This is a genomic window from Mucilaginibacter sp. (assembly GCF_965225845.1).
Lineage (GTDB): Bacteria > Bacteroidota > Bacteroidia > Sphingobacteriales > Sphingobacteriaceae > Mucilaginibacter.
In genome coordinates this window covers 2735191-2758712 of sequence record NZ_CBDDBL010000002.1, presented here as the reverse complement: position 1 = coordinate 2758712, position 23522 = coordinate 2735191, and the positions used below count along the sequence as shown (strand labels likewise).

Here is a 23522-nt window from a genome sequence, read left to right as displayed (position 1 = left end):
CTTGAATGTGTTTCAACACTGAAACAGTGTTAAATTGATTATCTGGTAATAATCAGATATTTAGATGTTCGGGATTGTGCCGGTTTGTTTCTGAATGTTCGGGGGTGTTTCGGTTCATTCAGATATGTTTCGGTTAAGTTTGGGGGTAGTTTCAGTGATGTTTCAAAGTGTTTATTAACGGTGAAATGGGATGTAGCTTTCAAACTGAAACAGGCTCGATCAACCTAATTATTTTCCAGGAAATCCTGCCAAACGCCTTGCAGTTCATCTACCAATTCCGGTCGGATGGAGATGCCGGATGATTGTGGTGTCCAGGTTTGCGCGGAGAGGTTACCGGTTTTCAGAATATCTAAAGTTAGTATGGGTTGCTTTTGCGGGTTAAAGAGCACATCAATGGTGATGGCTATGCGATAATAGGTTCGTCCCTTGCGTAAAGCGAGAAATGGCTCGGATGAAATAATTCCAGATGCAAATATGCCTCTTGGATCTTGTCCTACATGTACAATGTAAGCCCTGTCGCCGGGTTTAATTGTTTTATGGCTGGCGCAGCTCCAATCTTCTTCCAGCTTTTCACCGGCCTGAAGCTTTGCAATATCATCATCCAGATCGTCCCATTTAAACTTAACCGGGTTCCAGCCGAAAAGATAGGCTTTCATACGTAAATCAGATTATCCCCTGCCTAACAGCTCGTCGATCTTGTTGCGCTCGGTTTGGAGTTCGCGGGCCATTTTCTTTTCCTTTTCAACGGTTTTGGTTTTGTATACGCGGTACTCTTCTTCTAATTCGCTGTATAGCTGGGTGCGATAGGTAGCCTCACGCGTACTTGCGCCTGATCTGGCAATCACAATTACAGCAGTAGCGCCGAATACTAAAACTAATCCCCACATGATCCAATTGTAGGTTTCCTTGGTAACGGGTATGCCTATGAAGCTAACCTCATCTACTTTTTGATTTGATTCGGTAAGGGTTTGCGCATTTACCTTGATGCTGGCCTGCAGGCTGTCGATTATTTTATTCGCAACAGCAAGTTTAGCTTGCGAAGCTTTTAATTCCTGGCGTGCAAGCGTAAGCGTGTCGGTAATGCTCTTGTGAAAAGCATTCAGTAATGGTTGCTGGTAGAAGTAAACTTTGGTAAGCAAATATTGATATTGACCGTTAAGGCTGTTATCGGTTGGTGCAGCTGGTTTCGAAGCGGCAATGACTTTTGTGCTATCTGCTACTCTTGATGCATAGACCGAAGCAGCAGGTTTATATTTATACTTGGAATAAGGATTTATAACAGCAGGCTTTGCAACAGATGCTTTTTTTACTGAATCCTGTGCGTGTAATGATGCTATGGTGAAGCAGGTAAATAAGATAATGATTGGAAATATAAGCGGCTTCTTCATATTGTGAAATTACATATAACCATATTAATAAAACAAGGATATTTCGGGTTTATTGTTTGTTAAATGGCAATTTAAGGTAGCCATTTTTTTATTGATACGAAAATTTGCTATGCATAGTTATATTAGCGGAATGAATATTGGCTTTATAGGATTAGGAGATATGGGCAAGCTTTATGCAAAAGCCTTTGCCAAAGCCGGTTACACGGTTTCCGGCTGCGATCTGCCTGAAAATTATACTAAACTGGAGCAGGAATTATCGCCCCTGGGTATAAATTTGGTAACTAACGGTAAAGACGTCGCCCGTACTAATGACCTGATCATCTATTCTGTAGAAGCCGAAAAATTAGAGCAGGTTGCAGCCGAATGCGGACCGGTAACTAAGGTTGGCGCTATTGTGGCGGGCCAAACATCGGTTAAAACTCCTGAGATAGCCATCTTTGAAAAGTACCTCCCAGCCAATGCCCAGATAATCACTTTTCATGCCATGCATGGTCCGGGTTTTGAGCCAAAAGGACAAAAGCTGATATTGATACCACATCGTACCGATAAGGAAGCTTATCAACGCATGCTTGATCTGTTTACGTCGATAGAAACCGATATTGTGGAAATGCGCGATTATCACGAGCATGACAAAATAGTAGCCGACACCCAGGCTGTAACGCACGTAGGTTTTGAAAGTATGGGTACTGCCTGGAAATCTGCAGGCTTTTTCCCATGGGAAAATGGTTCTTATGTAGGTGGGATTGATAATGTAAAAATATTAACTACCCTGAGGATCTTCAGTTATAAAGCACACGTGTATGCCGGCTTGGCAATACTAAATCCTTATGCAAGGCAACAGGTAAAAGCTTATGCAGAATCGGAATCAGAATTGTTTAAGCTGATGATAAAGGAAGAAGCGGATGAATTTCGTTCAAGGATATATAAAGCCCGCGACTTCGTTTTCCACGAAAGCCGCAAACCTATTATGCTAAGCGATACAGTGATGAAGGAGTTTTCGCTATCATCAAAACTCGAATTGCAAAAACCAAACTCGCATTTAAGCTTGTTAAGTATGGTTGATGCTTGGTATCACTTAAGGGTAAATCCTTATGATAACCTTATCTGTCAAACACCGCCGTTTCGCCTGCGATTGGGTATTGCCGAGTATTTGTTTAAAAATGAGGCTTTGCTTGAAGAATCAATCGAAACCGCACTTTACGACAAAACCATCCGTGGTGATGATTTGGAATTCCACTCCGCGGTAAGGGAGTGGTCGGCTATCATCGGTTACGGCGATATGGAAGGTTACAAAAAGCATTTCAACGAAGTACAGCAATTCTTCAGCCACCGGCTTGATGAGGGCAAAGCGCAAAGTGCCGAGTTGATCAGAAGATTGATGATGGAATAGCTAATCCTCTTCCCTCAACCGTTCATCACTATAAGTAATTTCCGTTTTTCCGTGTTTGGTAGGCTTGCCGTTTTCATCAAGACTGACAAATACAATTTTATCTATAGTAAGGATAGTTTTGTGGCTGATCTTGTTACGCACTTCACAGGTTAAGGTAATTGAGGTATTACCAAAGTGCGTTGCTTTAATACCTAATTCAATAATATCGCCCTGACGGGCTGAGTTGATAAAGTTTATTTCCGACATATACTTGGTAACACAGCCATTAGTGCCTAACTGCACGATAGTATAAATAGCCGCTTCCTCATCAATCCAGCTTAATAATCTTCCGCCGAATAGCGTTCCGTGGGCATTCAGGTCTTCGGGTTTTACCCATTTACGTGTATAAAAATTCATAAAAAAGCCCGGAAGCTATAATGCTTCCGGGCTGCAAAGATAATAATCTAAATTATTTCGAAGCTGAGAACAAAGTCCACGGGTAAGCCTTCATATCGCGCAGGTATTTACTTTGGTAGCTATATTCCGGGTGTTTCTTAAAGAATGGTCCGGCTAAAAAGTCAGATCCTCCGGGGTGACCCATGTGTGCCCATAATTGCATATTGCTGGCTAAGGCACTGGTGGTTACTTTACCCTGCACAGCACCCATCGGGTAATATGGCCCTTCGCTCCATTCCGGTACGCCGTGCGGGTCTTCGTCTACGTGCCCGTCAATTACACAACGGTCGAATGCCTGCTTTTTGTTCAGAGCATCGTAAGTGTCACCTTCAATGGTCTTACCTGTAGCGGCGGTTAGCTTACCTTTATAATCAACTGCTACTAATTGCTGCATGCGGAGCTTACGCGCGTTAGGGGAGTTGGTAGGGTCATTTACATTAAAGGTAGTTTCCTCCTTGATCAGTTTAGGATCACTCGGGAAGTTTGATCCTATCATCGCCGTATCTTTTGAACGCCAAACTTTATAATCTTTCAAACCCAGTTCCAGTTTAGCTACTTCATTGGTTTTAATATCACCTATCAGCCAATCGTTAGCATAACCGCCATTATTATCGCTGGTCATAATCTTGATCACATCATCAATGCTTTTGCTATACTGAGCCGCCCTACGTGCGCGAACAAACTCCGGCGTGCGGGTAGTATCAAAACCTTTAAAGCCGGTTATAGTAGTTTCGGTGATTAATATGCCGCTATTGGTTACCACGAAGTCGTCACCGCTATGAATAAACCCAGGCGCGCAGTCCATTAATATATGGTTGCCTTTTGCGGGGGTAATATCAGCAATCACATTCCAGCGCTCACCCTCAATATAATCCGTCCAGTTGTTATGGCCGATAACGATCTTACCATCCTTAGTATATTTACCGGTCGCGATAAATGCACTGCAATTACCCGGTGCTTTATTGTTTGCGCTATCTTTTTTTAATTTGTTTAGCACCGCAGGTACATAATACTCGGATAACTCGATATTGGCATTTAAGGACACCAGATCCAGCGAGTCATATTTAAACCCTTTTGCATTTAGGCCTTCGGCGATACCTTTTAGCTCGGCCTGGTATTCAGGATCTATCTTTTTCCACATAAACCGTTTTGAGGCATCGCGATAAAAAGCCCAGTCTCTTTTACTTGTGTGTGGCAGGTAGAACTGCATAACCTTTATTAAGGTATCAATCTCCTTCGATAACAAATAGCCATGCTGAAACCCGATATCAGATGGCGAACCAGTTAAATGCACATATATCCAACCGTTTTTATCTACACGGGTTGCCTTGCCCAGTCGGTCATGAATAGATTCTGTGGTTGTTGAAGTCGTGGTAATAGTTGTCGTGGTAGTAGTAGCCGGTTGCTTGCATCCGAGTAAAATTGCAGCAGCAAGCAGCGCGAACCCGGCTTTGTTGAGGTTTTTCATGCAATGAGAATAAGATCAGTTAATAGTTGGCTGAATATAAGGAAAATAAAACTAAATATGATGTCCGATTTTAAATTTTGCTTATTATTGTACTTAACTAAGTACTTGTTATGGATGTTTTAAATTATACCGAGTTCAGAAAGAACCTTGCCAAGAGTTTGGATAGGGTGAATGATGATGCTGAAATAGTTATTGTATCGCGCAACAAAGGTAAAAATGTGGTTGTGATGGATCTGGATGAATATAATTCAATAGCTGAAACATTGCACCTGGTTAAAAGCGAAGCCAACAGAAAGCGACTACAAAGCGCTATTGATGAATCAAATAGCGGTACACATTTTCCTCATGACCTGATCGAAGATTAATGAAACTGGAATGGCAAACCCAGGCATGGGAAGATTATTTATACTGGCAGCAAACCGATAAAAAGATTCTTCGCAGAATAAACGATTTGATAAAAGAGTGTTTGCGGACTCCGTTCAACGGTATTGGTAAGCCTGAACCATTGAGAGGCAATTTTTCCGGTTATTGGAGCAGGCGTATAACTGATGAGCATCGGTTGGTTTACCAAGTGCATGAACACGGTATATATATTTTGCAATGCAGGTATCATTATTAATGAACTGACTCAAGTATAATTAGTTAGCTAACAGATAAAAAGGTTCTTATTCATTATTGACCAAGTTTTTGTGTAATAAAATGCATTCTTTCCCGCATGAATTTTCTTCATCAAATATTTATGAAAAAATAACGTACTAACTATTTGATATTTAATGTAAAGTTCCTATCTTTGCCGTCCCTTAACGGGGAAGAATTGCCTTGAACGAAGCCCTACTGCTTCGATGGGCACAAATAAATTAAAAGAAAATGTCAGGAATTATTGGTAAAAAGGTAGGAATGACCAGCATTTTCGATGAGACAGGGAAAAATATTCCTTGTACAGTAATCGAAGCTGGCCCTTGCGTTGTAACACAAGTTAGATCTGTGGATACAGACGGATATGCTGCTGTTCAGTTGGCATATGGCGACAAGAAAGAAAAAAACACCTCAGGCCCTTTAAAAGGCCATTTCCAAAAAGCCGGTACTACTCCAAAGCGTAAGCTTGTTGAATTCAAAACATTCGAAGACGAAAAAAACTTAGGTGACACTGTTACTGTAGATATTTTCGCAAGCGGAGATTTTGTTGACGTAGTAGGTACTTCAAAAGGTAAAGGATTTCAGGGTGTTGTAAAGCGTCACGGTTTTGGTGGTGTGGGTATGCAAACTCACGGTCAGCACAATCGTTTACGTGCACCGGGTTCATTAGGAGCGTCATCATGGCCTTCTCGTGTATTCAAAGGTATGCGTATGGCTGGTCAAATGGGTAATGAGCGCGTTAAGGTTCAAAACTTAGAAGTTTTGAAGGTTTATCCTGAGCAAAACCTATTAGTAGTTAAAGGTTCCATACCTGGAGCTAAGGGTTCATTCGTAATAGTGGATAAATAAGATGGAAGTTAAAGTATTAAATGTATCAGGTAAAGAAACAGGTGCCAAGGTGCAACTTCCTGAGTCCGTATTCGGTATTGAGCCAAACGATCACGCTATCTATCTTGATGTTAAGCAGTTTTTAGCTAACCAACGTCAGGGTACGCACAAATCAAAACAGCGTAACGAGATTGCAGGTTCAACCCGCAAATTATATAAACAAAAAGGTACAGGCGGTGCACGTGCCGGTAGCGTAAAATCACCATTATTTAATGGTGGTGGCCGTGTATTCGGTCCGCAGCCACGCGATTACAGTTTCAAATTAAACAAGAAACTTAAAGCGTTAGCACGTAAATCAGCTTTATCATACAAAGCAAAAGATAACAATGTAGTAGTGTTGGAAGATTTCAACTTTGATTCTATCAAAACTAAAAACTACATACAAATGGTAGCCGATCTTAATGTTACTGATGTTAGAACATTATTAGTATTGGCAACTGCAGATAACAATGTGTATTTATCAAGCAGAAACCTGAAGAAAGCGAAAGTTATTACTGCCGATCAGTTAAACACTTATGATGTGTTAAACGCTGGCAAACTTTTACTAACTGCAGGCGCTGTTAAAACTTTGGAGGAAGCATTAGCTAAGTAATTATGGAAATTTTAAGAAAACCCCTACTTACCGAGAAAGTTGCTCAATTAACTGAGAAACTTAACCGTTATGCTTTTATAGTTGACCCAAGGGCTAACAAGATCCAAATAAAAGCAGCTATTGAAACCATGTACGGTGTGAACATTACAGATGTAAATACCATGAGGTACGTTGGTAAATTAAAAAGCCGCAATACAAAAGCAGGCGCCGTTAGCGGCCGTGCTGCTACGTATAAAAAAGCGATCATCACGCTGAAAGACGGTGAAGTTATAGACTTTTACAGCAATATATAATAGAGATGGCAGTTAAAAGATTTAGACCGGTTACACCGGGTACCCGTTTCAGAGTAGATGTATCTAACTCTGACATTACAACAAACGTTCCTGAAAAATCGTTGGTTGTATCAGCAAACACAAGATCGGGCGGTCGTAACAACAGCGGTAAAATGACTATGCGCTACATGGGTGGCGGTCATAAACAAGCATACAGGTTAATTGATTTCAAAAGAAATAAATTTGACATCCCTGCAAAGGTTGCAACTATCGAGTATGATCCTAACCGGTCAGCCCGTATAGCCCTGCTACACTTTGTAGATGGTGAAAAAAGATACATGATCGCTCCGGCAGGATTGGAAGTTGGTCAGACAGTTGTGTCTGGCGAAACAGCAACTCCTGAAGTTGGAAATACAATGCCATTGAAAAATATCCCGTTGGGTTCTATTATTCACAACATTGAATTAAATCCGGGACAGGGTGGTACCATCGCCCGTAGCGCAGGTACTTACGCTCAGCTATCAGCACGTGACGGCAAATACGCTATCATTAAATTGCCTTCAGGCGAAACACGTATGATCTTGTCAACTTGTTTGGCAACTATCGGTACCGTTTCAAATGGCGAAAGAGCAAACGCGGTGTTAGGTAAAGCTGGTCGCAAACGCTGGTTAGGCCGTCGCCCAAGAGTTCGTGGTGTAGCCATGAACCCGGTAGATCACCCTATGGGTGGTGGTGAGGGCAGAGCCTCAGGTGGTCACCCACGTTCACGTAAAGGTTTATTAGCTAAAGGCTACAAAACCCGTGACAAAAAGAAATCATCGGATCGTTATATCATTGAAAGAAGGAAGAAATAGCAATGGCACGTTCAATTAGAAAAGGACCTTACATCGATCATAACCTTGACAAAAAGGTTACGACACTAAATGATTCAAATAAGAAATCAGTAGTAAAAACATGGTCACGTCGTTCCATGATTTCTCCGGATTTTGTTGGTCATACATTCGCGGTACACAACGGTAACAAATTTATCCCTGTGTATGTAACAGAAAACATGGTTGGTCATAAGTTGGGTGAATTTGCCCCAACCCGTACATTCCGCGGTCACGCAGAAAAGAAAAAATAAGGCATGGAAGCAACAACTAAAATCAAAAAGTCTGTACTGATCAGGCAACAAAAAGAAGCTGCAAAAGCCCTTGTGGGTGGCGCTTCGGTTGCTAAACTACAGAACTGCCCAACTTCACCACGCAAAATGCGCCTGGTAGTTGACCTGATACGCGGTGAAAACGTTGAGAAAGCGTTATACATCCTAAAATTTACTAATAAAGAAGCCGCAATACGCGTTGAGAAATTATTGTTATCAGCTATTAAAAACTGGGAAGCAAAAAACGAAGACAAACGTGTTGAAGATAGCGCTCTATATGTTAAAGAGATCTCGGTAGGTGGTGGCCGCCAGTTAAAAAGATTACGCCCTGCTCCGCAAGGAAGAGGATACCGTATCCGCAAACGCTCAAACCACGTTACACTTATTGTGGACAGTAAAAACGATAACAACTAATTATGGGACAGAAAGCAAATCCAATAGGTAACAGGTTAGGAATCATCAAAGGTTGGGATTCTAATTGGTTCGGTGGAAATCACTATGCCGATAAATTAGTTGAAGACGAAAAGATTCGCAAATACCTTTCAGCACGTATAAACAAAGGTGGTGTATCTAAAATAGTTATTGAGCGTACTTTAAAACGCATTACGGTAACTATTCACACTGCACGCCCGGGTATTGTAATAGGTAAAGGTGGCGCCGAGGTTGATAAGATCAAAGAAGAATTGAAAAAACTTACTAAAAAGGAAGTTCAGATCAACATCTTCGAAATCAAACGCCCTGAGCTTGATGCACAATTAGTTGCAGAAGGCATCGCAAAACAATTAGAAGCACGTATCTCTTTCCGTCGTGCGATGAAAACCACAATTGCTTCAACCATGAGAATGGGTGCTGAAGGAATCAAGGTGATGACATCAGGCCGCTTAGGCGGTGCGGAAATGGCACGTAGCGAACAATATAAAGAAGGTAGAATTCCTTTGCACACTTTCCGTGCCGATATTGACTACGCTTTAGCAGAAGCATTAACTACTTATGGTAAAATAGGTGTTAAAGTTTGGATATGTAAAGGTGAAGTTTACGGCAAACGCGACTTGTCTCCAAACATTGGTGGTACAAGCAGCAGCAGCGGCAAAGGCGGACGCCCTGAAGGTAACGCAGCCGGTTTCGGTGGCCGTGGTGGCAACGAAAGAGGTGGTGACCGTGGCGGCGATCGCAGAAGCGGTGGCGGCGACAGGAAACCAGGTGGTAACCCTAACAACCGCGGTGGTGGTAACCGTCCGGGTGGTCCGGGAAATAATCGTCCAGGCGGTAATCGCCCGGGTGGTCCAGCAAAGAGATAATAACAAAAGTAGATTACTATATCAGATTGATATAAAAGCTTAAGAAAATGCTACAGCCAAAAAGAACGAAGTTCAGAAAGATGCAAAAAGGCAAGATGAAGGGAAACGCCAGCCGTGGCGCTGAACTTTCATTCGGATCTTTCGGTATAAAATCACTCGAGCCGGCCTGGATTACCAGCCGCCAGATCGAGGCTGCCCGTATTGCTGTAACACGTTACATGAAACGTGAAGGCCAGGTATGGATCAGAATATTCCCTGACAAACCTGTAACTAAGAAACCTGCAGAGGTACGTATGGGTAAAGGTAAAGGTGCCCCTGAATACTGGGTAGCGGTAGTACGCCCCGGAAGAATCATCTTTGAAGCAGAAGGTGTACCATTGGATATTGCTAAAGAGGCTTTACGCCTTGCAGCAGCGAAACTGCCGGTACAAACAAGATTTATAGTACGTAGAGATTACGTAGAAGCATAAATAAAAAAGATAGTTAAAGGGTTGAAATGTTAAAGGGTTGTAATGTTTAATTACAAAACAATCTGATGGCCGTTACACTAAACATTACAACCTTAAACATTTACAACAGAATAAATAACATGAAGAACTCAGAAATTTTAGAGCTATCAACTGAAGAATTGGTTGTGAGGATCGGCGAAGAGAGAGCAAGTCTCACCAAACTGAAATTTGCACATGCAGTTTCGGCTATTGAGAACCCAAAACGTATAACAAAAGTACGTAAGGATGTAGCTCGTTTAACTACTGAATTAACTAAGCGCAAAGCTGCGCCGGCTTCTGAAAAGAATTAATTTTTTAGAAATGGAAAGAAATTTAAGAAAAACACGTACCGGCCTGGTAGTAAGCAACAAGATGGAGAAATCTATCGTTGTAGCTGTTGAGCGGAAGGTGAAGCACCCGATCTATGGTAAGTTCGTTAAGAAAACTACCAAATTTATGGCTCATGACGAGACTAATACCTGTGGTATTGGTGATACCGTTTTGATAATGGAAACACGCCCGTTGAGCAAAAGCAAAAACTGGAGATTAGTTCAAATTTTAGAAAGGGCTAAATAACATGGTACAACAGGAATCAAGATTAAATGTAGCTGATAACAGCGGCGCTAAAGAAGTTTTAGTTATCCGCGTATTGGGCGGTACCGGCAAAAGATATGCTTCTATTGGCGATAAGATAGTAGTCACCGTAAAAAGCGCTTTACCATCAGGTAACGTTAAAAAAGGTACAGTATCAAAAGCGGTAGTAGTACGTACCAAAAAAGAAATCCGTAGAAAAGACGGTTCATATATACGTTTTGACGACAACGCAGCAGTATTGTTGAACAACCAGGACGAGCCACGTGGTACACGTATCTTTGGCCCTGTTGCAAGGGAACTGCGTGAGAAGCAATTTATGAAAATTGTATCATTAGCACCGGAGGTATTGTAACAATGGAAAAGAAAAAACACGCACAACCAGCAAAACTAAAGATCCGTAAAGGTGATTTAGTGCAGGTAATAGCCGGCGACTCAAAAGGTACGCAAGGTAAAATAACTGAAGTAATATTAGCTACAGGCAGAGCAATTGTTGAAGGTGCTAACTTAGTATCAAAACATACAAAACCTAATGCTGCTAATCCAAACGGCGGAATTGTAAAAAAAGAAGCTGCTATACACGTATCAAACTTAGCTTTGGTTGATGCCAAAACAGGTAAGCCAACACGTGTTGGAAGAAAATTAAACGATGCCGGTAAATTAGTTAGGGTATCAAAAAAATCAGGGGAGGAAATTAAGTAATGACTTACACACCGAGATTAAAATCAAAATATCAGGAAGACATCCGCACCGCGCTGAAAGATAAATTTCAGTACAAAAGCGTTATGCAGGTTCCTAAATTGCAAAAAATTGCAATTAACCAGGGTGTAGGTGGTGCAACTACCGACAAGAAATTGATCGAGAACACCATTACTGAGTTAACTACCATTACCGGCCAGCAAGCAGTATCGTCAAAATCTAAAAAAGATATATCGAACTTTAAATTGCGTAAAAATATGCCAATCGGCGTACGTGTTACCCTGCGTGACAACACAATGTATGAGTTTTTAGATCGTTTGATATCTGTTGCTTTACCACGTATACGCGATTTTAAAGGCATTAACGATAAAGGTTTTGACGGAAAAGGCAACTATACTTTAGGTATTACAGAGCAAATTATATTCCCTGAGATTAATATTGACAAAATCAATAAAATCCAAGGTATGGATATTACCTTTGTAACCTCGGCAACAAACGATGTTGAAGCACTTGAGTTGCTTAAACAATTTGGATTACCATTTAAAAATCAAAATAGCAATGGCTAAAGAAGGTATAAAAGCACGTGAACTTAAACGTGCTAAATTAGTAGCTAAATATGCTGAAAAAAGAGAAACTCTTAAAGCAGCAGGCGATTACGCAGGTTTAGATAAATTACCTAAGGCTGCTTCACCGGTAAAATTGCACAACCGTTGCAAATTAACCGGCCGCCCTCGTGGTTATATGCGCCAATTTGGTATTTCACGTGTTACATTCCGTGAAATGGCTTTAGCTGGTAAAATACCGGGAGTAAGAAAAGCAAGCTGGTAACTAGTTAGTAACAAGTAGTTGGTATCAAGCAGCAAGATTGATATATCATAGTACTTGATACTCAAATAAAAAGAATTAACCGATAGAAGGTCGCCCCGGATGTTACGGGAAGGAAACCACTATCATAATATAGAAAAATGAATACAGATCCAATCGCAGATTATCTTACAAGAGTAAGGAATGCTATTAAAGCCAACCATAGGGTTGTTGAAATTCCTGCATCAAATCTGAAAAAGGAAATCACTAAGGTGCTTTTCGACAAAGGTTACATTGCGAATTACAAGTTTGAGGAAAATGGCCCGCAAGGAACCATTAAAGTGGCATTAAAATACCACCCGATAACTAAAATTTCTGCTATCCGCAGCATCGCACGTATAAGTAAACCAGGTTTGAGGAAATACGCAGGCATGGATAATATGCCAAGAGTATTAAATGGTTTAGGTATCGCCATCCTGTCAACTTCTAAAGGTGTAATGACCGATAAAGAAGCTCGTCAGCAAAATATTGGTGGTGAGGTTTTATGCTACGTATATTAATAGGAGAAATTAAGCAATGTCAAGAATAGGAAAAGCACCAATTGCACTGCCACAGGGCGTAACTGTAACAGTATCACCAGAGAACCTGGTTACTGTTAAAGGCCCTAAAGGTGAGTTGCATCAAGCTGTAGACAGTGACATCACTGTTGAGCAGGAAGAAGGAAATTTGCTTGTTAAGCGCCCTTCAGAGCAAAAACGCCACAAAGCGTTACACGGTTTATACCGTTCGCTTTTAAATAATATGGTTGTAGGTGTAACTACAGGTTACAAAGTGGAGCAGGAATTAGTAGGTGTAGGTTACCGCGCAACCAATACAGGTAATACATTAGATTTAGTGTTGGGTTACTCTCACCACTGGGTATTTGAATTGCCACAAGAAATTAAAGTTTCAACAACTGCTGAAAAAGGGAAAAACCCAACTATCATTTTGGAATCAATTGACAAACAATTGATCGGCCAGGTAGCTGCAAAAATACGCTCGTTACGTACACCAGAGCCTTACAAAGGTAAAGGTATCAAATTTGTAGGCGAAGTATTGAGAAGAAAAGCAGGTAAATCAGCATCTAAAAAATAATCGTCATGGGAGCTAAACTATCAAGAAGAGACAGAATAAAGAAAGGCATCAGAAAACGCCTTTCAGGTTCAACAGCGCGTCCGCGCTTGTCTGTATACAGGAGCAATAAAGGTATTTATGCCCAGATAATTGACGATGTATCCGGAAAAACTATTGTATCAGCATCATCTTTATCGAAAGATTTTGTAGCAACAGAAGGTACTAAATCAGATCAATCAGTAGCCGTAGGGAAACTGGTAGCTGAAAAAGCCTTAGCTGCTGGCATTAAAGATGTGGTTTTCGATAGAAACGGTTATTTGTATCATGGTCGTGTTAAATCATTGGCTGAAGGTGCACGTGAGGGCGGTTTAAACTTTTAATCGAAACAGGAAATGTCAACAATCAACATAAAAAGAGTAAAAACAAGCGAGATCGAATTAAAAGACCGCCTGGTAAGCATACAACGTGTAGCCAAAGTAACCAAAGGTGGCCGTACATTCAGCTTTTCTGCTATCGTAGTAGTAGGCGATGAAAACGGTGTAGTAGGTTATGGCTTAGGTAAAGCTAAAGAAGTAACTGAAGCTATTGCCAAAGGCATAGATGATGCTAAAAAGAATCTGGTAAAAGTACCTATCATTAACGGTACTGTACCTCACGAGCAAATTGGTAAGTTTTCAGGCGGTTTTGTTTTCATTAAACCAGCTGCTAACGGTACTGGTGTAATTGCTGGTGGTGCGATGCGTGCAGTGTTAGAGTCTGCAGGTGTACACAACGTATTGGCTAAATCAAAAGGTTCATCTAACCCGCACAACGTGGTTAAGGCAACTGTATCCGCATTATCACAATTGCGTGATGCTTATACTGTAGCACAGCAACGCGGGATTAATTTAGGTAAAGTATTTAACGGATAATCAGTCATGGCAAAAATCAAAATAACACAGATTAAGAGCGTGATCGACAGAAGTGAACGCCAAAAAAGAACCGTAGAAGCTTTAGGCCTGCGTAAGATTAACCATAGTGTGGAAGTTGAAGCTACTCCGGCTATCATCGGTATGGTAAAGAAAGTTAATCATTTGGTAGCAGTAGAAAATATTTAATATCATGAATTTAAGTAATTTAAAACCTGCAGAGGGTTCTACTAAAAATAGAAAAAGAATTGGCCGTGGTACAGGTTCAGGCCGTGGCGGAACATCAACCCGTGGCCACAAAGGCGCCGGTTCACGTTCAGGTACTTCAACCAAAATTGGTTTTGAAGGTGGACAGATGCCGTTACAACGCCGTGTGCCTAAAGTTGGCTTTAAAAACAACAACCGTGTTGAGTATGTTGGCGTTAACCTTGATGTATTGCAAGGCTTAGTTGAACAACATTCAATCACCGCAGTTGATTTTGATACACTAAAACTATATGGTTTAGTATCAAAGAAAAGCGACCTTGTTAAAATTTTAGGTCGTGGCGAACTGAAAGCCACTTTAGAAGTTAAAGCACATGCATTTACTGCCACAGCGCAAAAAGCTATTGAAGCAGCTGGTGGTACCATAGTTAAGCTATAATTTTTCGATGAAGAATTTTTTCACCACATTATCCAATATTTGGAAAATCGAGGATCTAAGAGTGCGTATAACCAACACACTCTTATTTCTTTTAATATACCGTATAGGCTGCGTTGTTGTTTTACCTGGTGTGGATCCTGCATCATTAAACAGCAGCGCCAAAGAAGGTTTATTAGGATTGTTAAACATGTTTGCCGGTGGCGCGTTTTCGCGTGCATCAATTTTTGCGTTAGGTGTAATGCCTTACATCTCGGCATCAATTGTGGTGCAATTACTTGGTATCGCCGTTCCTTACTTTGCTAAATTACAGAAAGAAGGCGAAAGCGGACAGAATAAAATTAACCAGTGGACACGTTACCTAACCATAGGAATTACCATGTTACAGGCTATTGGTTATCTAAAGTCACAGGTATCACCTGAAGCAAGGTTAATTGGCGATCCGTTCTTTACTATACTTAACGTATTTGTATTAACATCAGGCACTTTATTCGTAATGTGGCTAGGTGAGCGTATAACTGATAAAGGTATTGGTAACGGTATATCACTGATCATTATGATCGGTATCATTGCTTCTTTACCAGGTGCTGTTGTAAACGAATTTAATGTTCGCCGTAGCGGCCAGGGAGGTTTGATCACTTTCGTAGTTGAAATTGTAGCCTACATTGCGGTAGTAATGTTTACCATTTTAATTGTGCAGGGAACCCGAAAGATAGCAGTGCAATATGCTAAGCGTATTGTTGGTAATAAACAATATGGTGGTGTACGACAATACATTCCTTTAAAAGTGAATGCGGCAGGTGTAATGCCTATCATTTTTGCACAAGCATTAATGTTTATCCCTGCTTACATCCCATCATTGTTTCCAAGCGTTGCTGCTAATCCTACGGTTATGGCACTAGCTAACTACAATTCATGGGCGCACAACTTATTGTTTGCAGTGTTGATCATCCTGTTCACTTACTTCTATACAGCTATCACGGTCAATCCTAACCAAATGGCTGATGATATGAAGAAGAACGGTGGTTTTATTCCGGGTGTACAACCAGGCAGAACTACAGCAAACTTTATTGATGATATTATTTCAAAAATTACTTTACCCGGCTCAATAGCTTTAGCAATAATTGCTGTTATTCCGGCTATTGCAGGTTCAATAGGTGTAAGCAGTCTTTTCGCAAGATTCTTCGGCGGTACATCATTGATCATTTTGGTGGGTGTAATTTTAGATACCTTACAACAAATTGAAAGCCATTTATTAATGCGTCATTACGATGGATTAATGAAAACCGGCAGGATCAAAGGTCGTAGCTCAGCGCCAGCGGTTACAGGCTCAACCCCGGTTCTATAATATATTAGTATGCCAAAAATCAATTATAAGTCTGTCGAGGAGATAGAACTGATAAGAGAAAGTTGCTTACTGCTATCTAAAACACTCGGAGAAATAGCCAAGGTTATTGCTCCGGGTGTTACTACTATTGAGCTAAACAAACTTGCCGAAACCTATATACGTGATCATGGTGGCGTTCCTGCCTTTTTAAATTATCACGGATTCCCTTTCTCATTGTGTATTTCGCCCAATGACCAGGTAGTACACGGCTTCCCTAATAATAAGGCTTTGGTTGAAGGCGATATTGTATCAGTTGATTGCGGTGTTATTTTAAATAAATATTACGGTGATTCAGCATTTACATTTGCCATTGGTGAGGTTAGCGATACAGCCAAGAAATTAATGCGTGTTACCCGTGAATGCCTTGACCTTGGTGTTGAGAAAGCTGTGGTAGGTATGCGCATTGGGGATATAGGCTACGCCGTACAGGAGCATGCTGAAAAGAATGGTTTTGGTGTAGTTAAAGAGTTAGTAGGACACGGTGTTGGATTGCATTTGCATGAAAAACCTGAAGTACCTAATTATGGTAAACGCGGATCCGGCATTAAATTGGAGGAAGGAATGGTAATTGCCATTGAGCCAATGATTAATGCAGGCCGTGCCGGTGTTAAATTTTGGGATGATGGATGGACAGTATCAACAGTTGATAAAAAACCATCTGCTCATTATGAGCATACGGTAGCTGTAACTAAGGGGAAAGTGGACATCCTTTCGACATTTTCATACGTTGATAATGTTTTAAAAGAAAAAAATAATAATTAAAAAATTTTTATTAATTTTGCAACCCGCTTTAAGGGCGGATAATTAAGTAATAATCAGTAAAATATGGCTAAACAATCTTCGATTGAACAGGACGGGACTATTAGAGAGGCATTATCCAATGCCATGTTCAGGGTTGAATTGGAGAACGGACATGAGATTATTGCGCATATTTCCGGCAAAATGCGGATGCACTACATTAAAATTCTACCTGGTGACAGGGTGAAATTGGAAATGAGTCCGTATGATTTAACAAAGGGTAGAATAACCTATAGATATAAATAAACAAAGAGATGAAAGTTAGAGCATCCATTAAAAAACGCAGTGTTGATTGCAAGATCATCCGCCGTAACGGGAAACTTTATGTTATTAACAAAAAGAACCCTAAATACAAACAGCGTCAGGGATAATTAAAAAATTTGAGTAATCCGCACAACGGTGGCCCGCCGTTCGGTTATTCGTAAAAGCAAAACAAAAAATATGGCAAGGATATCAGGTATTGATTTACCAAATAACAAAAGAGGAGAGATAGGCTTAACCTATATCTACGGAATCGGTCGTTCAACAGCGAAAGAAATTTTAACCCAGGCTGGTATTGATTTCAATACTAAAGTTCAGGATTGGAATGATGATCAGTTAGCTGCTATACGTGGTATTATTAATGATCAGATCAAGGTTGAAGGTGCACTGCGTTCAGAAGTTCAGCTTAACATTAAACGTTTAATGGATATCGGTTGTTACCGCGGTACACGTCACCGTAAAGGTTTACCATTGCGTGGTCAGCGTACTAAGAACAACTCACGTACCCGTAAAGGAAAGCGTAAAACAGTTGCTAATAAAAAGAAAGCTACTAAATAGTGATTAGTGATTGGAGAGTAGTGATTAGTTGCTGCTCTTATATCATTAGGAATAAATAAATTAAAATGGTCAATGGGTCCGAGTTATTTATAATTCAGTAATTCATCAGATCAATAATTAAAACATAAAATGGCTAAGACTAAAAAAGTTACCAAAAAGCGTATTGTAATTGTTGAATCGGTTGGCGAGGCACACATCAACGCAACATTCAATAACATTATCATCACCCTTACCAACAAAAGCGGCCAGGCTATATCATGGTCATCAGCTGGTAAAATGGGTTTTAAAGGTTCAAAAAAGAACACTCCTTACGCTGCCGGCCAGGCTGCTTCCGATTGTGGTAAAGTTGCCTATGATTTAGGCTTACGCAAAGTTGAAGTTTTTGTTAAAGGCCCGGGTGCTGGCCGTGAGTCAGCTATCCGTACTTTGCAAACTGCAGGTATTGAGGTAACTACTATAAAGGACATTACACCGCTTCCACACAATGGTTGCCGTCCGTCAAAAAGAAGAAGAGTTTAATTAATTATATTTTAAAGCTAAGATTCAACGGCTGCGGGCCGTTTGATACTTTAAAACAACACAAAAATGGCTAGATACACAGGACCAAAATCCAAAATTGCACGTCGTTTCCGTGAGCCGATCTTCGGCCCGGATAAAGCGTTAGAAAGAAAAAACTATCCACCGGGAATGCACGGTGCCTCAAAAAGAAGAGGAAAACAATCTGAGTATTCAACTCAGTTGATGGAGAAACAAAAAGTTAAATACACTTACGGTGTATTAGAAAAACAATTCGAAAACTTGTTTCACCGCGCATCGGCTAAAGAAGGTATCACCGGCGAAAACTTATTGAAGTTTTTAGAGGCACGCCTTGATAATGCTGTTTACCGTTTAGGTATCGCTCCAACCCGTTCAGGCGCACGCCAGCTGGTTGGCCACAAACACATCAATGTTAATGGTGAAGTAGTAAATATTGCTTCGTACCAGTTAAAAGCTGGTGATGTTATATCAGTACGTGAAAAATCAAAATCTTTAGAAGCTATTGCTAATTCAGTAGCCGGCCGAAGGATTAATAAATATAGCTGGTTAGAATGGGATGCTAATGAATTAACAGGCAAATTCCTAAACTATCCAAACCGTGATGAGATCCCTGAGAATATCAAGGAAAACCTGATCGTCGAGTTATACTCAAAATAATAAGATATTTCTACACAAAATGGTTGGTATATTATACCAATCATTTTTGTGGTTTAATCAATTCAAATTAACAAACATAAATAAAGGATATAAATGGCAATTTTAGCATTTCAAAAACCAGACAAGGTTATCATGCAGAAATCAACTGATTTTGATGGCACGTTTGAGTTTCGTCCGTTAGAACCAGGTTTCGGTATCACCATTGGTAATGCTCTGCGTCGTATCTTACTTTCATCACTGGAAGGTTTTGCGATCACATCTGTACGTTTTTCAGGCGTGATGCACGAGTTTTCTACCATTAAAGGTGTTGTTGAAGATGTAACCGAAATTATATTAAACCTGAAACAAGTAAGGTTTAAGAAAACAGGTGAATCTGGCGATAGCGAAAAGATATTTGTGATCATTAATGGTCAGGATGCTTTCAAAGCCGGAGACATTACTAAGTTTTCAAACAACTTTACAATTTTAAATCCTGATTTGGTTATTTGTAATATGGACTCTTCAGTAACGCTTGAAATCGAGCTTACTATTAACAAGGGCCGTGGTTACATTCCAAGTGACGAAAATAAAAACCCTGATGCTAATGTAGGTGTTATCGCTATCGATTCTATCTTCACACCCATCAAAAATGTAAAGTTCACTATTGAAAACTATCGTGTAGAACAAAAAACAGACTACGAGAAATTAGTTCTGGATATTACTACTGATGGCTCAATACATCCGGAAGATGCGCTTAAAGAAGCTGCCAAGATCCTTATCCAGCACTTTATGTTGTTCAGCGATGAGAACATGATGCTTGAAGCTCAGGCTAAAGAAGAAACTAAAGAAGTTGACGAAGAGATCTTACATATGCGTAAAATCCTTAAAACTGAATTAGTTGATCTTGATCTTTCAGTTCGTGCATTAAATTGCCTGAAAGCTGCTGACATTCGTAGCTTAGCTGATCTGGTTTCTTATGATGTTGCTGATATGTTAAAATTCAGAAACTTCGGTAAAAAATCATTAACTGAAATTCAGGACCTGGTTAAATCAAAAGGCTTGTCATTTGGTATGAACCTGTCTAAATTTAAATTAGACGAAGAATAATAAATTAAATAAAGACCTGAGGTTGGCGATCAGAGATTAGTTCTCACATCTAAAATCTCATACGTCAATACTAATAAAAAACAGCGAAGGCATAATTCCGCGGGCTTGACCTACTTGTCGCCCAACGGTATGCACGTGCTAAAATTAAATAACAATGAGACACGGAAAAAAAGTAAACCATTTAGGCCGTACTAACAGTCACCGTAAGGCGATGATGAGTAACATGGCAACTTCGCTTATTTTACACAAGCGTATTACTACAACATTAGCGAAAGCAAAAGCTTTACGCGGTTATGTTGAGCCAATTTTAACTAAATCAAAAAACGATACTACGCATTCACGTCGTACCGTATTTAGCTATTTGCAGGATAAAGATGCTGTTAGCATCCTGTTCCGCGATATTGCTGAAAAAATTGCTAACCGCCCGGGTGGTTACACCCGTATCATCAAAATAGAAAACCGTTTAGGTGACAACGCTGAAATGGCAATGATAGAGTTAGTTGATTACAACACGGTTTATGGTGCTGATAGCGCTCAAACTGCTAAAAAGACTACACGTCGTCGTGGTGGTTCAGCAAAAGCGAAAGCTGCTCCTGTTGCTCAGGATTCTGCTGCACCAGCGGCTGAAGCCCCTGCTGAATTAGAACTTGGTGAGACAGCTGCTGATGAGATCGAAATTGAAACCCCTGCATCACAGCACGAACCAACAGAACACACTCCGGAAGCACCGGCTGCTAACGAAGAAAATGCTGAAAAAGGAGAATAATTAATTTTTCTTTTAAGATTAAATAAACGTCCTACTCATTGAGCAGGACGTTTATGTTTAGTATATACTTTATTAGTGTCATTCGACCGGAGGGAGAGATTTTTTAAACCTTAACATTACGATCCGCAAATCGAAGAAGATTTTTATCTCCGGTCGAAATGACAGTTTAGCAAATAGAAAAGGCTTAGTTCCATAAGAACCAAGCCTTTTCTATTTGCTAAAATATCGGTTATTAGTCGCCGCTAATATCGCCGCTACCTGATTTATGCTTCACAATATTATGCGCTCCTCCGGTGTATCTTACATCACCCGATCCTGATACTGAAGCTGTGACGGTGCTGCTTGCGTTAATACTTGCGTTACCAGATCCCGACACTTGTACAGCCGTCGTTGATGTAACAACATCACGTGCGCTATAATCGCCGGAACCTGATACACTTACTGATGAGTGTTCCGCATGGCCGCTCAGCTTCATATTGCCTGAGCCTGAAATATTACAATCCAGATCCTTGGTTTCAACCTTACCGATAACATCTCCCGATCCACTTACACTTAAATTTAAACTTTCAGCATGCAGGCCGTCTTTAAAAGATACGTTACCTGAGCCACTAATATCAACCGAGTTAACATCACGAACGGTAACGTAAACAGTTATTTTTTTGTGTCCCATCCAGTCCCCGTTCCAGTCAGATCCGTTGTGACGTTTATTGTGGATCTTTAACACATGGTTATCAACTTCTGTTATTACACGATCCATAAGATCTGCAGGAGCATCAACTTTAACCGACTCCGATGAGCCTTGTGTTATAATTACATCAAAAGAGCCTTGCGCTGCAATGGCGTTAAAGCCGGAAAGATGCCTGTCCTGTACATCATTTAAAACTTTTGCCTTAGTTGTAACAATGGGCTTTGCATAAGTATAACCTGCGCCGGTAACAAGCGCCGTGGCTAATAAGATTCTGGTTAGTGATTTCATGATTTGTATTGTTATTTGTTTATATGACGCACACAAAAGATTTACGTTGCACACTAACCAAAATTAATTTAGTTTTTTAATATACCTATGTAATAATTGAATGTGTCAACCTCAACATTATCTTCGGTAACACCATCAATATCTACCTGGGTTGGGCTTTGGCCAACATTAATAAATTTATACTCGCCACCTTTAGTTTTCATCTTCACAGCCATTTTTAAACCAGGTGCACAACTTGTCCAGTGGCAATATAAAGTGCCATTGTATGTATTGAAAATCAATATCGGCAGGGTGCTATGATGCAGGTATTGATCAAAGAAAGAGGTGAAATCTATACCTGACTCTTTATTGATATAGCCCGTTATATCCTCATAAGTTACAGTTTTATGATAGAATGTTTTATTCAACCCTCTAAGAATGCTGCGCCATTTTTCATCATCATTAATAATAGTACGGATCATGTTCAAAAATACAGATCCCTTATTATACATATCCTCAGACCCTTCTTTATTTACACCATACGGGCCAACAATAGGCCTGTCATTAGCGATTGTTGTACGTAAGCCATGAACGTATTCCTGGCCCGCCTGCTTGCCGTAATAGCTTTCAACAAATAATGATTCCGAGTAATCTGTAAACGATTCATGGATCCACATATCCCCTAAATCTTTCGATGTGATATTATTACCGAACCATTCGTGTCCGCTTTCGTGAATGATGATATAATCCCATTTTAAACCCCAGCCGGTTCCTGAAAGATCGAAACCTCTACCGTGTGAATAGTAACCATTAACAAAGTGATTTCCGTAAGCTGTACCACTTTGGTGCTCCATGCCTAAGTGCGGGGTTTCGATCAGCTTATAACCATCTTCATAAAAAGGATACGGTCCAAACCAATGCTCAAATGAACTGATCATTTTTTTAACATTTAAACCGAACTGTCTTTTCGCCTGTTCTAAATGGTAAGTAAGTACCCAGTAGTCAAGTGTTAATTTACCTTTTTCGCCATCATATGCATCATTAAAATGCGTGTAATCACCAATATTGGCTTCTATGTCATAATTATTTATCGGGTTTGCCACAAACCAGTCGAAGCGGGTATAACCATCTTTCAGTTTGGTAATTTTACGTAAACGTCCGTTAGAAACATCCTTTAAACCATTTGGTACGCTGATGCTGATCAGGGCGCTGTCGACCTCATCGGCTTGCTGATCTTTATTAGGCCACCACACACTTGCTCCTAAGCCCTGGCAAGCTGTAGCAACCCAAGGTTTTTTAAGCGAATCGGTAGTGTAAACTACCCCGCCATCCCACGGCGCGTTTTTAGCAATCGTTGGGTTACCTGAATAAAATACGGTAAACTCGTCAATGCTGCCTTTTGCTATGGTGTTAGGGAAAGTTACAAATACTGCGTTAAACTCACGGGTATAAGGTAATTCCTGTCCTTTATACACAACTTTTTCAATTTTTAAGTTAGAGAACAGGTCGAATTGTAATTTGGTGAAATCCTGCGTAGCAGTAAATTTAAACAATGTGCTGCCGCTGATGAATTTGTTATCGATATCAAACTTCACATCTAAGTGGTAATAGTTAATATCGTAACAAGCTCTTAAAGGCGAGTTATAATCGCCGCGCAGGGTGTCGGCTTTGGTAAAAGTTTCTTTGGGTTTGCCTAACTGGGCGTTTGCATTTAGCGTTGCGGCAGCTAAGGCAATTAATAATAAGCGATATGCTTTCATGATCTT

General features: G+C 40.4%; 38 protein-coding genes. 32 read left to right on the top strand and 6 right to left on the bottom strand.

The features are described from left to right. Positions 1 to 224: 224 nt before the first annotated feature. On the bottom strand, positions 225 to 656 hold the full coding sequence (locus ACYZ0U_RS16695) for a hypothetical protein (protein WP_461453663.1): 432 nt from the start codon (positions 654 to 656) through the stop codon (positions 225 to 227). A gap of 12 nt (positions 657 to 668) precedes the next feature. Further along, positions 669 to 1388: a hypothetical protein gene (locus ACYZ0U_RS16690; RefSeq protein ID WP_461453662.1), complete on the bottom strand. Its 720-nt coding sequence runs from the start codon at positions 1386 to 1388 to the stop codon at positions 669 to 671. A gap of 130 nt (positions 1389 to 1518) precedes the next feature. On the opposite strand from ACYZ0U_RS16690, the gene ACYZ0U_RS16685 reads away from it, so the two are divergent. Then, positions 1519 to 2778 (top strand): prephenate dehydrogenase/arogenate dehydrogenase family protein, encoded by a 1260-nt coding sequence (locus ACYZ0U_RS16685; RefSeq protein WP_461453661.1) that lies wholly within the window; start codon positions 1519 to 1521, stop codon positions 2776 to 2778. On the opposite strand, the gene ACYZ0U_RS16680 is transcribed toward ACYZ0U_RS16685, so the two are convergent. Together ACYZ0U_RS16680 and ACYZ0U_RS16675 are read right to left on the bottom strand one after the other, a co-directional pair. After that, positions 2779 to 3174 (bottom strand): acyl-CoA thioesterase, encoded by a 396-nt coding sequence (locus tag ACYZ0U_RS16680; RefSeq protein WP_461453660.1) that lies wholly within the window; start codon positions 3172 to 3174, stop codon positions 2779 to 2781. Between the two features lie 52 nt (positions 3175 to 3226). Continuing rightward, positions 3227 to 4681, bottom strand: a complete 1455-nt coding sequence (locus ACYZ0U_RS16675; protein WP_461453659.1) for a C45 family autoproteolytic acyltransferase/hydolase — start codon at positions 4679 to 4681, stop codon at positions 3227 to 3229. A gap of 110 nt (positions 4682 to 4791) precedes the next feature. Here ACYZ0U_RS16675 and ACYZ0U_RS16670 point away from each other — a divergent pair, with 110 nt between their 5' ends. The 31 genes from ACYZ0U_RS16670 to rplQ all read left to right on the top strand — a co-directional run bounded on the left by ACYZ0U_RS16670 (position 4792) and on the right by rplQ (position 20801). Beyond that, the gene (locus tag ACYZ0U_RS16670) at positions 4792 to 5046 is read left to right on the top strand and encodes a type II toxin-antitoxin system Phd/YefM family antitoxin (RefSeq protein ID WP_461453658.1); all 255 of its coding nucleotides are present in this window, start codon (positions 4792 to 4794) and stop codon (positions 5044 to 5046) included. After that, positions 5046 to 5300: a Txe/YoeB family addiction module toxin gene (locus tag ACYZ0U_RS16665; protein ID WP_461453657.1), complete on the top strand. Its 255-nt coding sequence runs from the start codon at positions 5046 to 5048 to the stop codon at positions 5298 to 5300. Before ACYZ0U_RS16670 ends, ACYZ0U_RS16665 begins: the two co-directional genes overlap by 1 nt. A 248-nt stretch (positions 5301 to 5548) precedes the next feature. After that, the gene (gene rplC, locus ACYZ0U_RS16660; protein WP_461453656.1) at positions 5549 to 6166 is read left to right on the top strand and encodes a 50S ribosomal protein L3; all 618 of its coding nucleotides are present in this window, start codon (positions 5549 to 5551) and stop codon (positions 6164 to 6166) included. Between the two features lies 1 nt (position 6167). Beyond that, positions 6168 to 6797 (top strand): 50S ribosomal protein L4, encoded by a 630-nt coding sequence (gene rplD / locus ACYZ0U_RS16655; RefSeq protein ID WP_179415238.1) that lies wholly within the window; start codon positions 6168 to 6170, stop codon positions 6795 to 6797. Positions 6798 to 6799: 2 nt separating this feature from the next. Continuing rightward, a complete protein-coding gene (gene rplW / locus ACYZ0U_RS16650) occupies positions 6800 to 7090 on the top strand; it encodes a 50S ribosomal protein L23 (protein ID WP_461453655.1) in 291 nt (96 codons plus the stop codon). A 5-nt stretch (positions 7091 to 7095) separates the two neighbouring features. Continuing rightward, positions 7096 to 7923 carry a 50S ribosomal protein L2 gene (rplB, locus tag ACYZ0U_RS16645; RefSeq protein ID WP_461453654.1) on the top strand — a complete coding sequence of 276 codons (828 nt, stop codon included), beginning with the start codon at positions 7096 to 7098 and terminating at the stop codon, positions 7921 to 7923. A gap of 2 nt (positions 7924 to 7925) precedes the next feature. Beyond that, positions 7926 to 8192, top strand: coding sequence for a 30S ribosomal protein S19 (gene rpsS, locus ACYZ0U_RS16640; protein WP_179415241.1), 267 nt, complete (start codon positions 7926 to 7928; stop codon positions 8190 to 8192). Positions 8193 to 8195: 3 nt separating this feature from the next. Next, positions 8196 to 8624, top strand: coding sequence for a 50S ribosomal protein L22 (gene rplV / locus ACYZ0U_RS16635; RefSeq protein ID WP_461453653.1), 429 nt, complete (start codon positions 8196 to 8198; stop codon positions 8622 to 8624). Between the two features lie 2 nt (positions 8625 to 8626). After that, positions 8627 to 9508: a 30S ribosomal protein S3 gene (gene rpsC / locus ACYZ0U_RS16630; RefSeq protein WP_461453652.1), complete on the top strand. Its 882-nt coding sequence runs from the start codon at positions 8627 to 8629 to the stop codon at positions 9506 to 9508. Between the two features lie 47 nt (positions 9509 to 9555). Further along, positions 9556 to 9978: a 50S ribosomal protein L16 gene (gene rplP / locus ACYZ0U_RS16625; protein ID WP_461453651.1), complete on the top strand. Its 423-nt coding sequence runs from the start codon at positions 9556 to 9558 to the stop codon at positions 9976 to 9978. Positions 9979 to 10097: 119 nt separating this feature from the next. Continuing rightward, entirely contained in the window at positions 10098 to 10307 is a 210-nt protein-coding gene (gene rpmC, locus ACYZ0U_RS16620; RefSeq protein WP_461453650.1) for a 50S ribosomal protein L29, read from the top strand. Between the two features lie 10 nt (positions 10308 to 10317). Further along, a complete protein-coding gene (gene rpsQ / locus ACYZ0U_RS16615; protein ID WP_008506277.1) occupies positions 10318 to 10572 on the top strand; it encodes a 30S ribosomal protein S17 in 255 nt (84 codons plus the stop codon). Position 10573: 1 nt separating this feature from the next. Beyond that, a complete protein-coding gene (gene rplN, locus ACYZ0U_RS16610) occupies positions 10574 to 10942 on the top strand; it encodes a 50S ribosomal protein L14 (protein ID WP_073405786.1) in 369 nt (122 codons plus the stop codon). Positions 10943 to 10944: 2 nt separating this feature from the next. Then, complete coding sequence (rplX, locus tag ACYZ0U_RS16605) at positions 10945 to 11289, top strand: 50S ribosomal protein L24 (RefSeq protein WP_461453649.1); 345 nt, start codon at positions 10945 to 10947, stop codon at positions 11287 to 11289. Further along, the gene (gene rplE / locus ACYZ0U_RS16600; protein WP_461453648.1) at positions 11289 to 11852 is read left to right on the top strand and encodes a 50S ribosomal protein L5; all 564 of its coding nucleotides are present in this window, start codon (positions 11289 to 11291) and stop codon (positions 11850 to 11852) included. The genes rplX and rplE overlap by 1 nt, the downstream gene beginning before the upstream one ends. Beyond that, positions 11845 to 12114 carry a 30S ribosomal protein S14 gene (rpsN, locus tag ACYZ0U_RS16595; protein WP_158995316.1) on the top strand — a complete coding sequence of 90 codons (270 nt, stop codon included), beginning with the start codon at positions 11845 to 11847 and terminating at the stop codon, positions 12112 to 12114. The genes rplE and rpsN overlap by 8 nt, the downstream gene beginning before the upstream one ends. A 137-nt stretch (positions 12115 to 12251) precedes the next feature. Then, positions 12252 to 12650: a 30S ribosomal protein S8 gene (rpsH, locus tag ACYZ0U_RS16590; RefSeq protein ID WP_461453647.1), complete on the top strand. Its 399-nt coding sequence runs from the start codon at positions 12252 to 12254 to the stop codon at positions 12648 to 12650. Positions 12651 to 12666: 16 nt separating this feature from the next. Continuing rightward, the gene (gene rplF, locus ACYZ0U_RS16585) at positions 12667 to 13224 is read left to right on the top strand and encodes a 50S ribosomal protein L6 (RefSeq protein ID WP_461453646.1); all 558 of its coding nucleotides are present in this window, start codon (positions 12667 to 12669) and stop codon (positions 13222 to 13224) included. A gap of 5 nt (positions 13225 to 13229) precedes the next feature. Continuing rightward, a complete protein-coding gene (rplR, locus tag ACYZ0U_RS16580; protein ID WP_461453645.1) occupies positions 13230 to 13583 on the top strand; it encodes a 50S ribosomal protein L18 in 354 nt (117 codons plus the stop codon). Positions 13584 to 13595: 12 nt separating this feature from the next. Further along, entirely contained in the window at positions 13596 to 14114 is a 519-nt protein-coding gene (gene rpsE / locus ACYZ0U_RS16575) for a 30S ribosomal protein S5 (RefSeq protein WP_461453644.1), read from the top strand. Between the two features lie 6 nt (positions 14115 to 14120). Continuing rightward, entirely contained in the window at positions 14121 to 14300 is a 180-nt protein-coding gene (rpmD, locus tag ACYZ0U_RS16570) for a 50S ribosomal protein L30 (protein WP_461453643.1), read from the top strand. A 4-nt stretch (positions 14301 to 14304) separates the two neighbouring features. Next, on the top strand, positions 14305 to 14754 hold the full coding sequence (gene rplO, locus ACYZ0U_RS16565) for a 50S ribosomal protein L15 (protein WP_461453642.1): 450 nt from the start codon (positions 14305 to 14307) through the stop codon (positions 14752 to 14754). Between the two features lie 7 nt (positions 14755 to 14761). Then, the gene (gene secY / locus ACYZ0U_RS16560) at positions 14762 to 16099 is read left to right on the top strand and encodes a preprotein translocase subunit SecY (RefSeq protein WP_461453641.1); all 1338 of its coding nucleotides are present in this window, start codon (positions 14762 to 14764) and stop codon (positions 16097 to 16099) included. Positions 16100 to 16108: 9 nt separating this feature from the next. Next, positions 16109 to 16900 (top strand): type I methionyl aminopeptidase, encoded by a 792-nt coding sequence (gene map, locus ACYZ0U_RS16555; protein WP_461453640.1) that lies wholly within the window; start codon positions 16109 to 16111, stop codon positions 16898 to 16900. Between the two features lie 63 nt (positions 16901 to 16963). Further along, positions 16964 to 17182: a translation initiation factor IF-1 gene (infA, locus tag ACYZ0U_RS16550; protein ID WP_022833270.1), complete on the top strand. Its 219-nt coding sequence runs from the start codon at positions 16964 to 16966 to the stop codon at positions 17180 to 17182. An 8-nt stretch (positions 17183 to 17190) separates the two neighbouring features. After that, positions 17191 to 17307 carry a 50S ribosomal protein L36 gene (gene rpmJ / locus ACYZ0U_RS16545; RefSeq protein ID WP_073405774.1) on the top strand — a complete coding sequence of 39 codons (117 nt, stop codon included), beginning with the start codon at positions 17191 to 17193 and terminating at the stop codon, positions 17305 to 17307. Between the two features lie 70 nt (positions 17308 to 17377). After that, positions 17378 to 17755: a 30S ribosomal protein S13 gene (gene rpsM / locus ACYZ0U_RS16540; protein ID WP_461453639.1), complete on the top strand. Its 378-nt coding sequence runs from the start codon at positions 17378 to 17380 to the stop codon at positions 17753 to 17755. Between the two features lie 129 nt (positions 17756 to 17884). After that, positions 17885 to 18274 (top strand): 30S ribosomal protein S11, encoded by a 390-nt coding sequence (rpsK, locus tag ACYZ0U_RS16535; RefSeq protein WP_461453638.1) that lies wholly within the window; start codon positions 17885 to 17887, stop codon positions 18272 to 18274. Between the two features lie 66 nt (positions 18275 to 18340). After that, positions 18341 to 18949, top strand: a complete 609-nt coding sequence (gene rpsD, locus ACYZ0U_RS16530) for a 30S ribosomal protein S4 (RefSeq protein ID WP_461453637.1) — start codon at positions 18341 to 18343, stop codon at positions 18947 to 18949. A gap of 93 nt (positions 18950 to 19042) precedes the next feature. Further along, on the top strand, positions 19043 to 20035 hold the full coding sequence (locus tag ACYZ0U_RS16525; protein WP_158995340.1) for a DNA-directed RNA polymerase subunit alpha: 993 nt from the start codon (positions 19043 to 19045) through the stop codon (positions 20033 to 20035). A gap of 154 nt (positions 20036 to 20189) precedes the next feature. Continuing rightward, entirely contained in the window at positions 20190 to 20801 is a 612-nt protein-coding gene (gene rplQ, locus ACYZ0U_RS16520) for a 50S ribosomal protein L17 (protein ID WP_461453636.1), read from the top strand. A gap of 232 nt (positions 20802 to 21033) precedes the next feature. Here rplQ and ACYZ0U_RS16515 read toward each other — a convergent pair whose 3' ends face one another. Continuing rightward, the gene (locus ACYZ0U_RS16515; RefSeq protein WP_461453635.1) at positions 21034 to 21777 is read right to left on the bottom strand and encodes a head GIN domain-containing protein; all 744 of its coding nucleotides are present in this window, start codon (positions 21775 to 21777) and stop codon (positions 21034 to 21036) included. Positions 21778 to 21845: 68 nt separating this feature from the next. After that, a complete protein-coding gene (locus ACYZ0U_RS16510) occupies positions 21846 to 23516 on the bottom strand; it encodes a M1 family metallopeptidase (protein WP_461453634.1) in 1671 nt (556 codons plus the stop codon). Between the last annotated feature and the right edge of the window lie 6 nt (positions 23517 to 23522).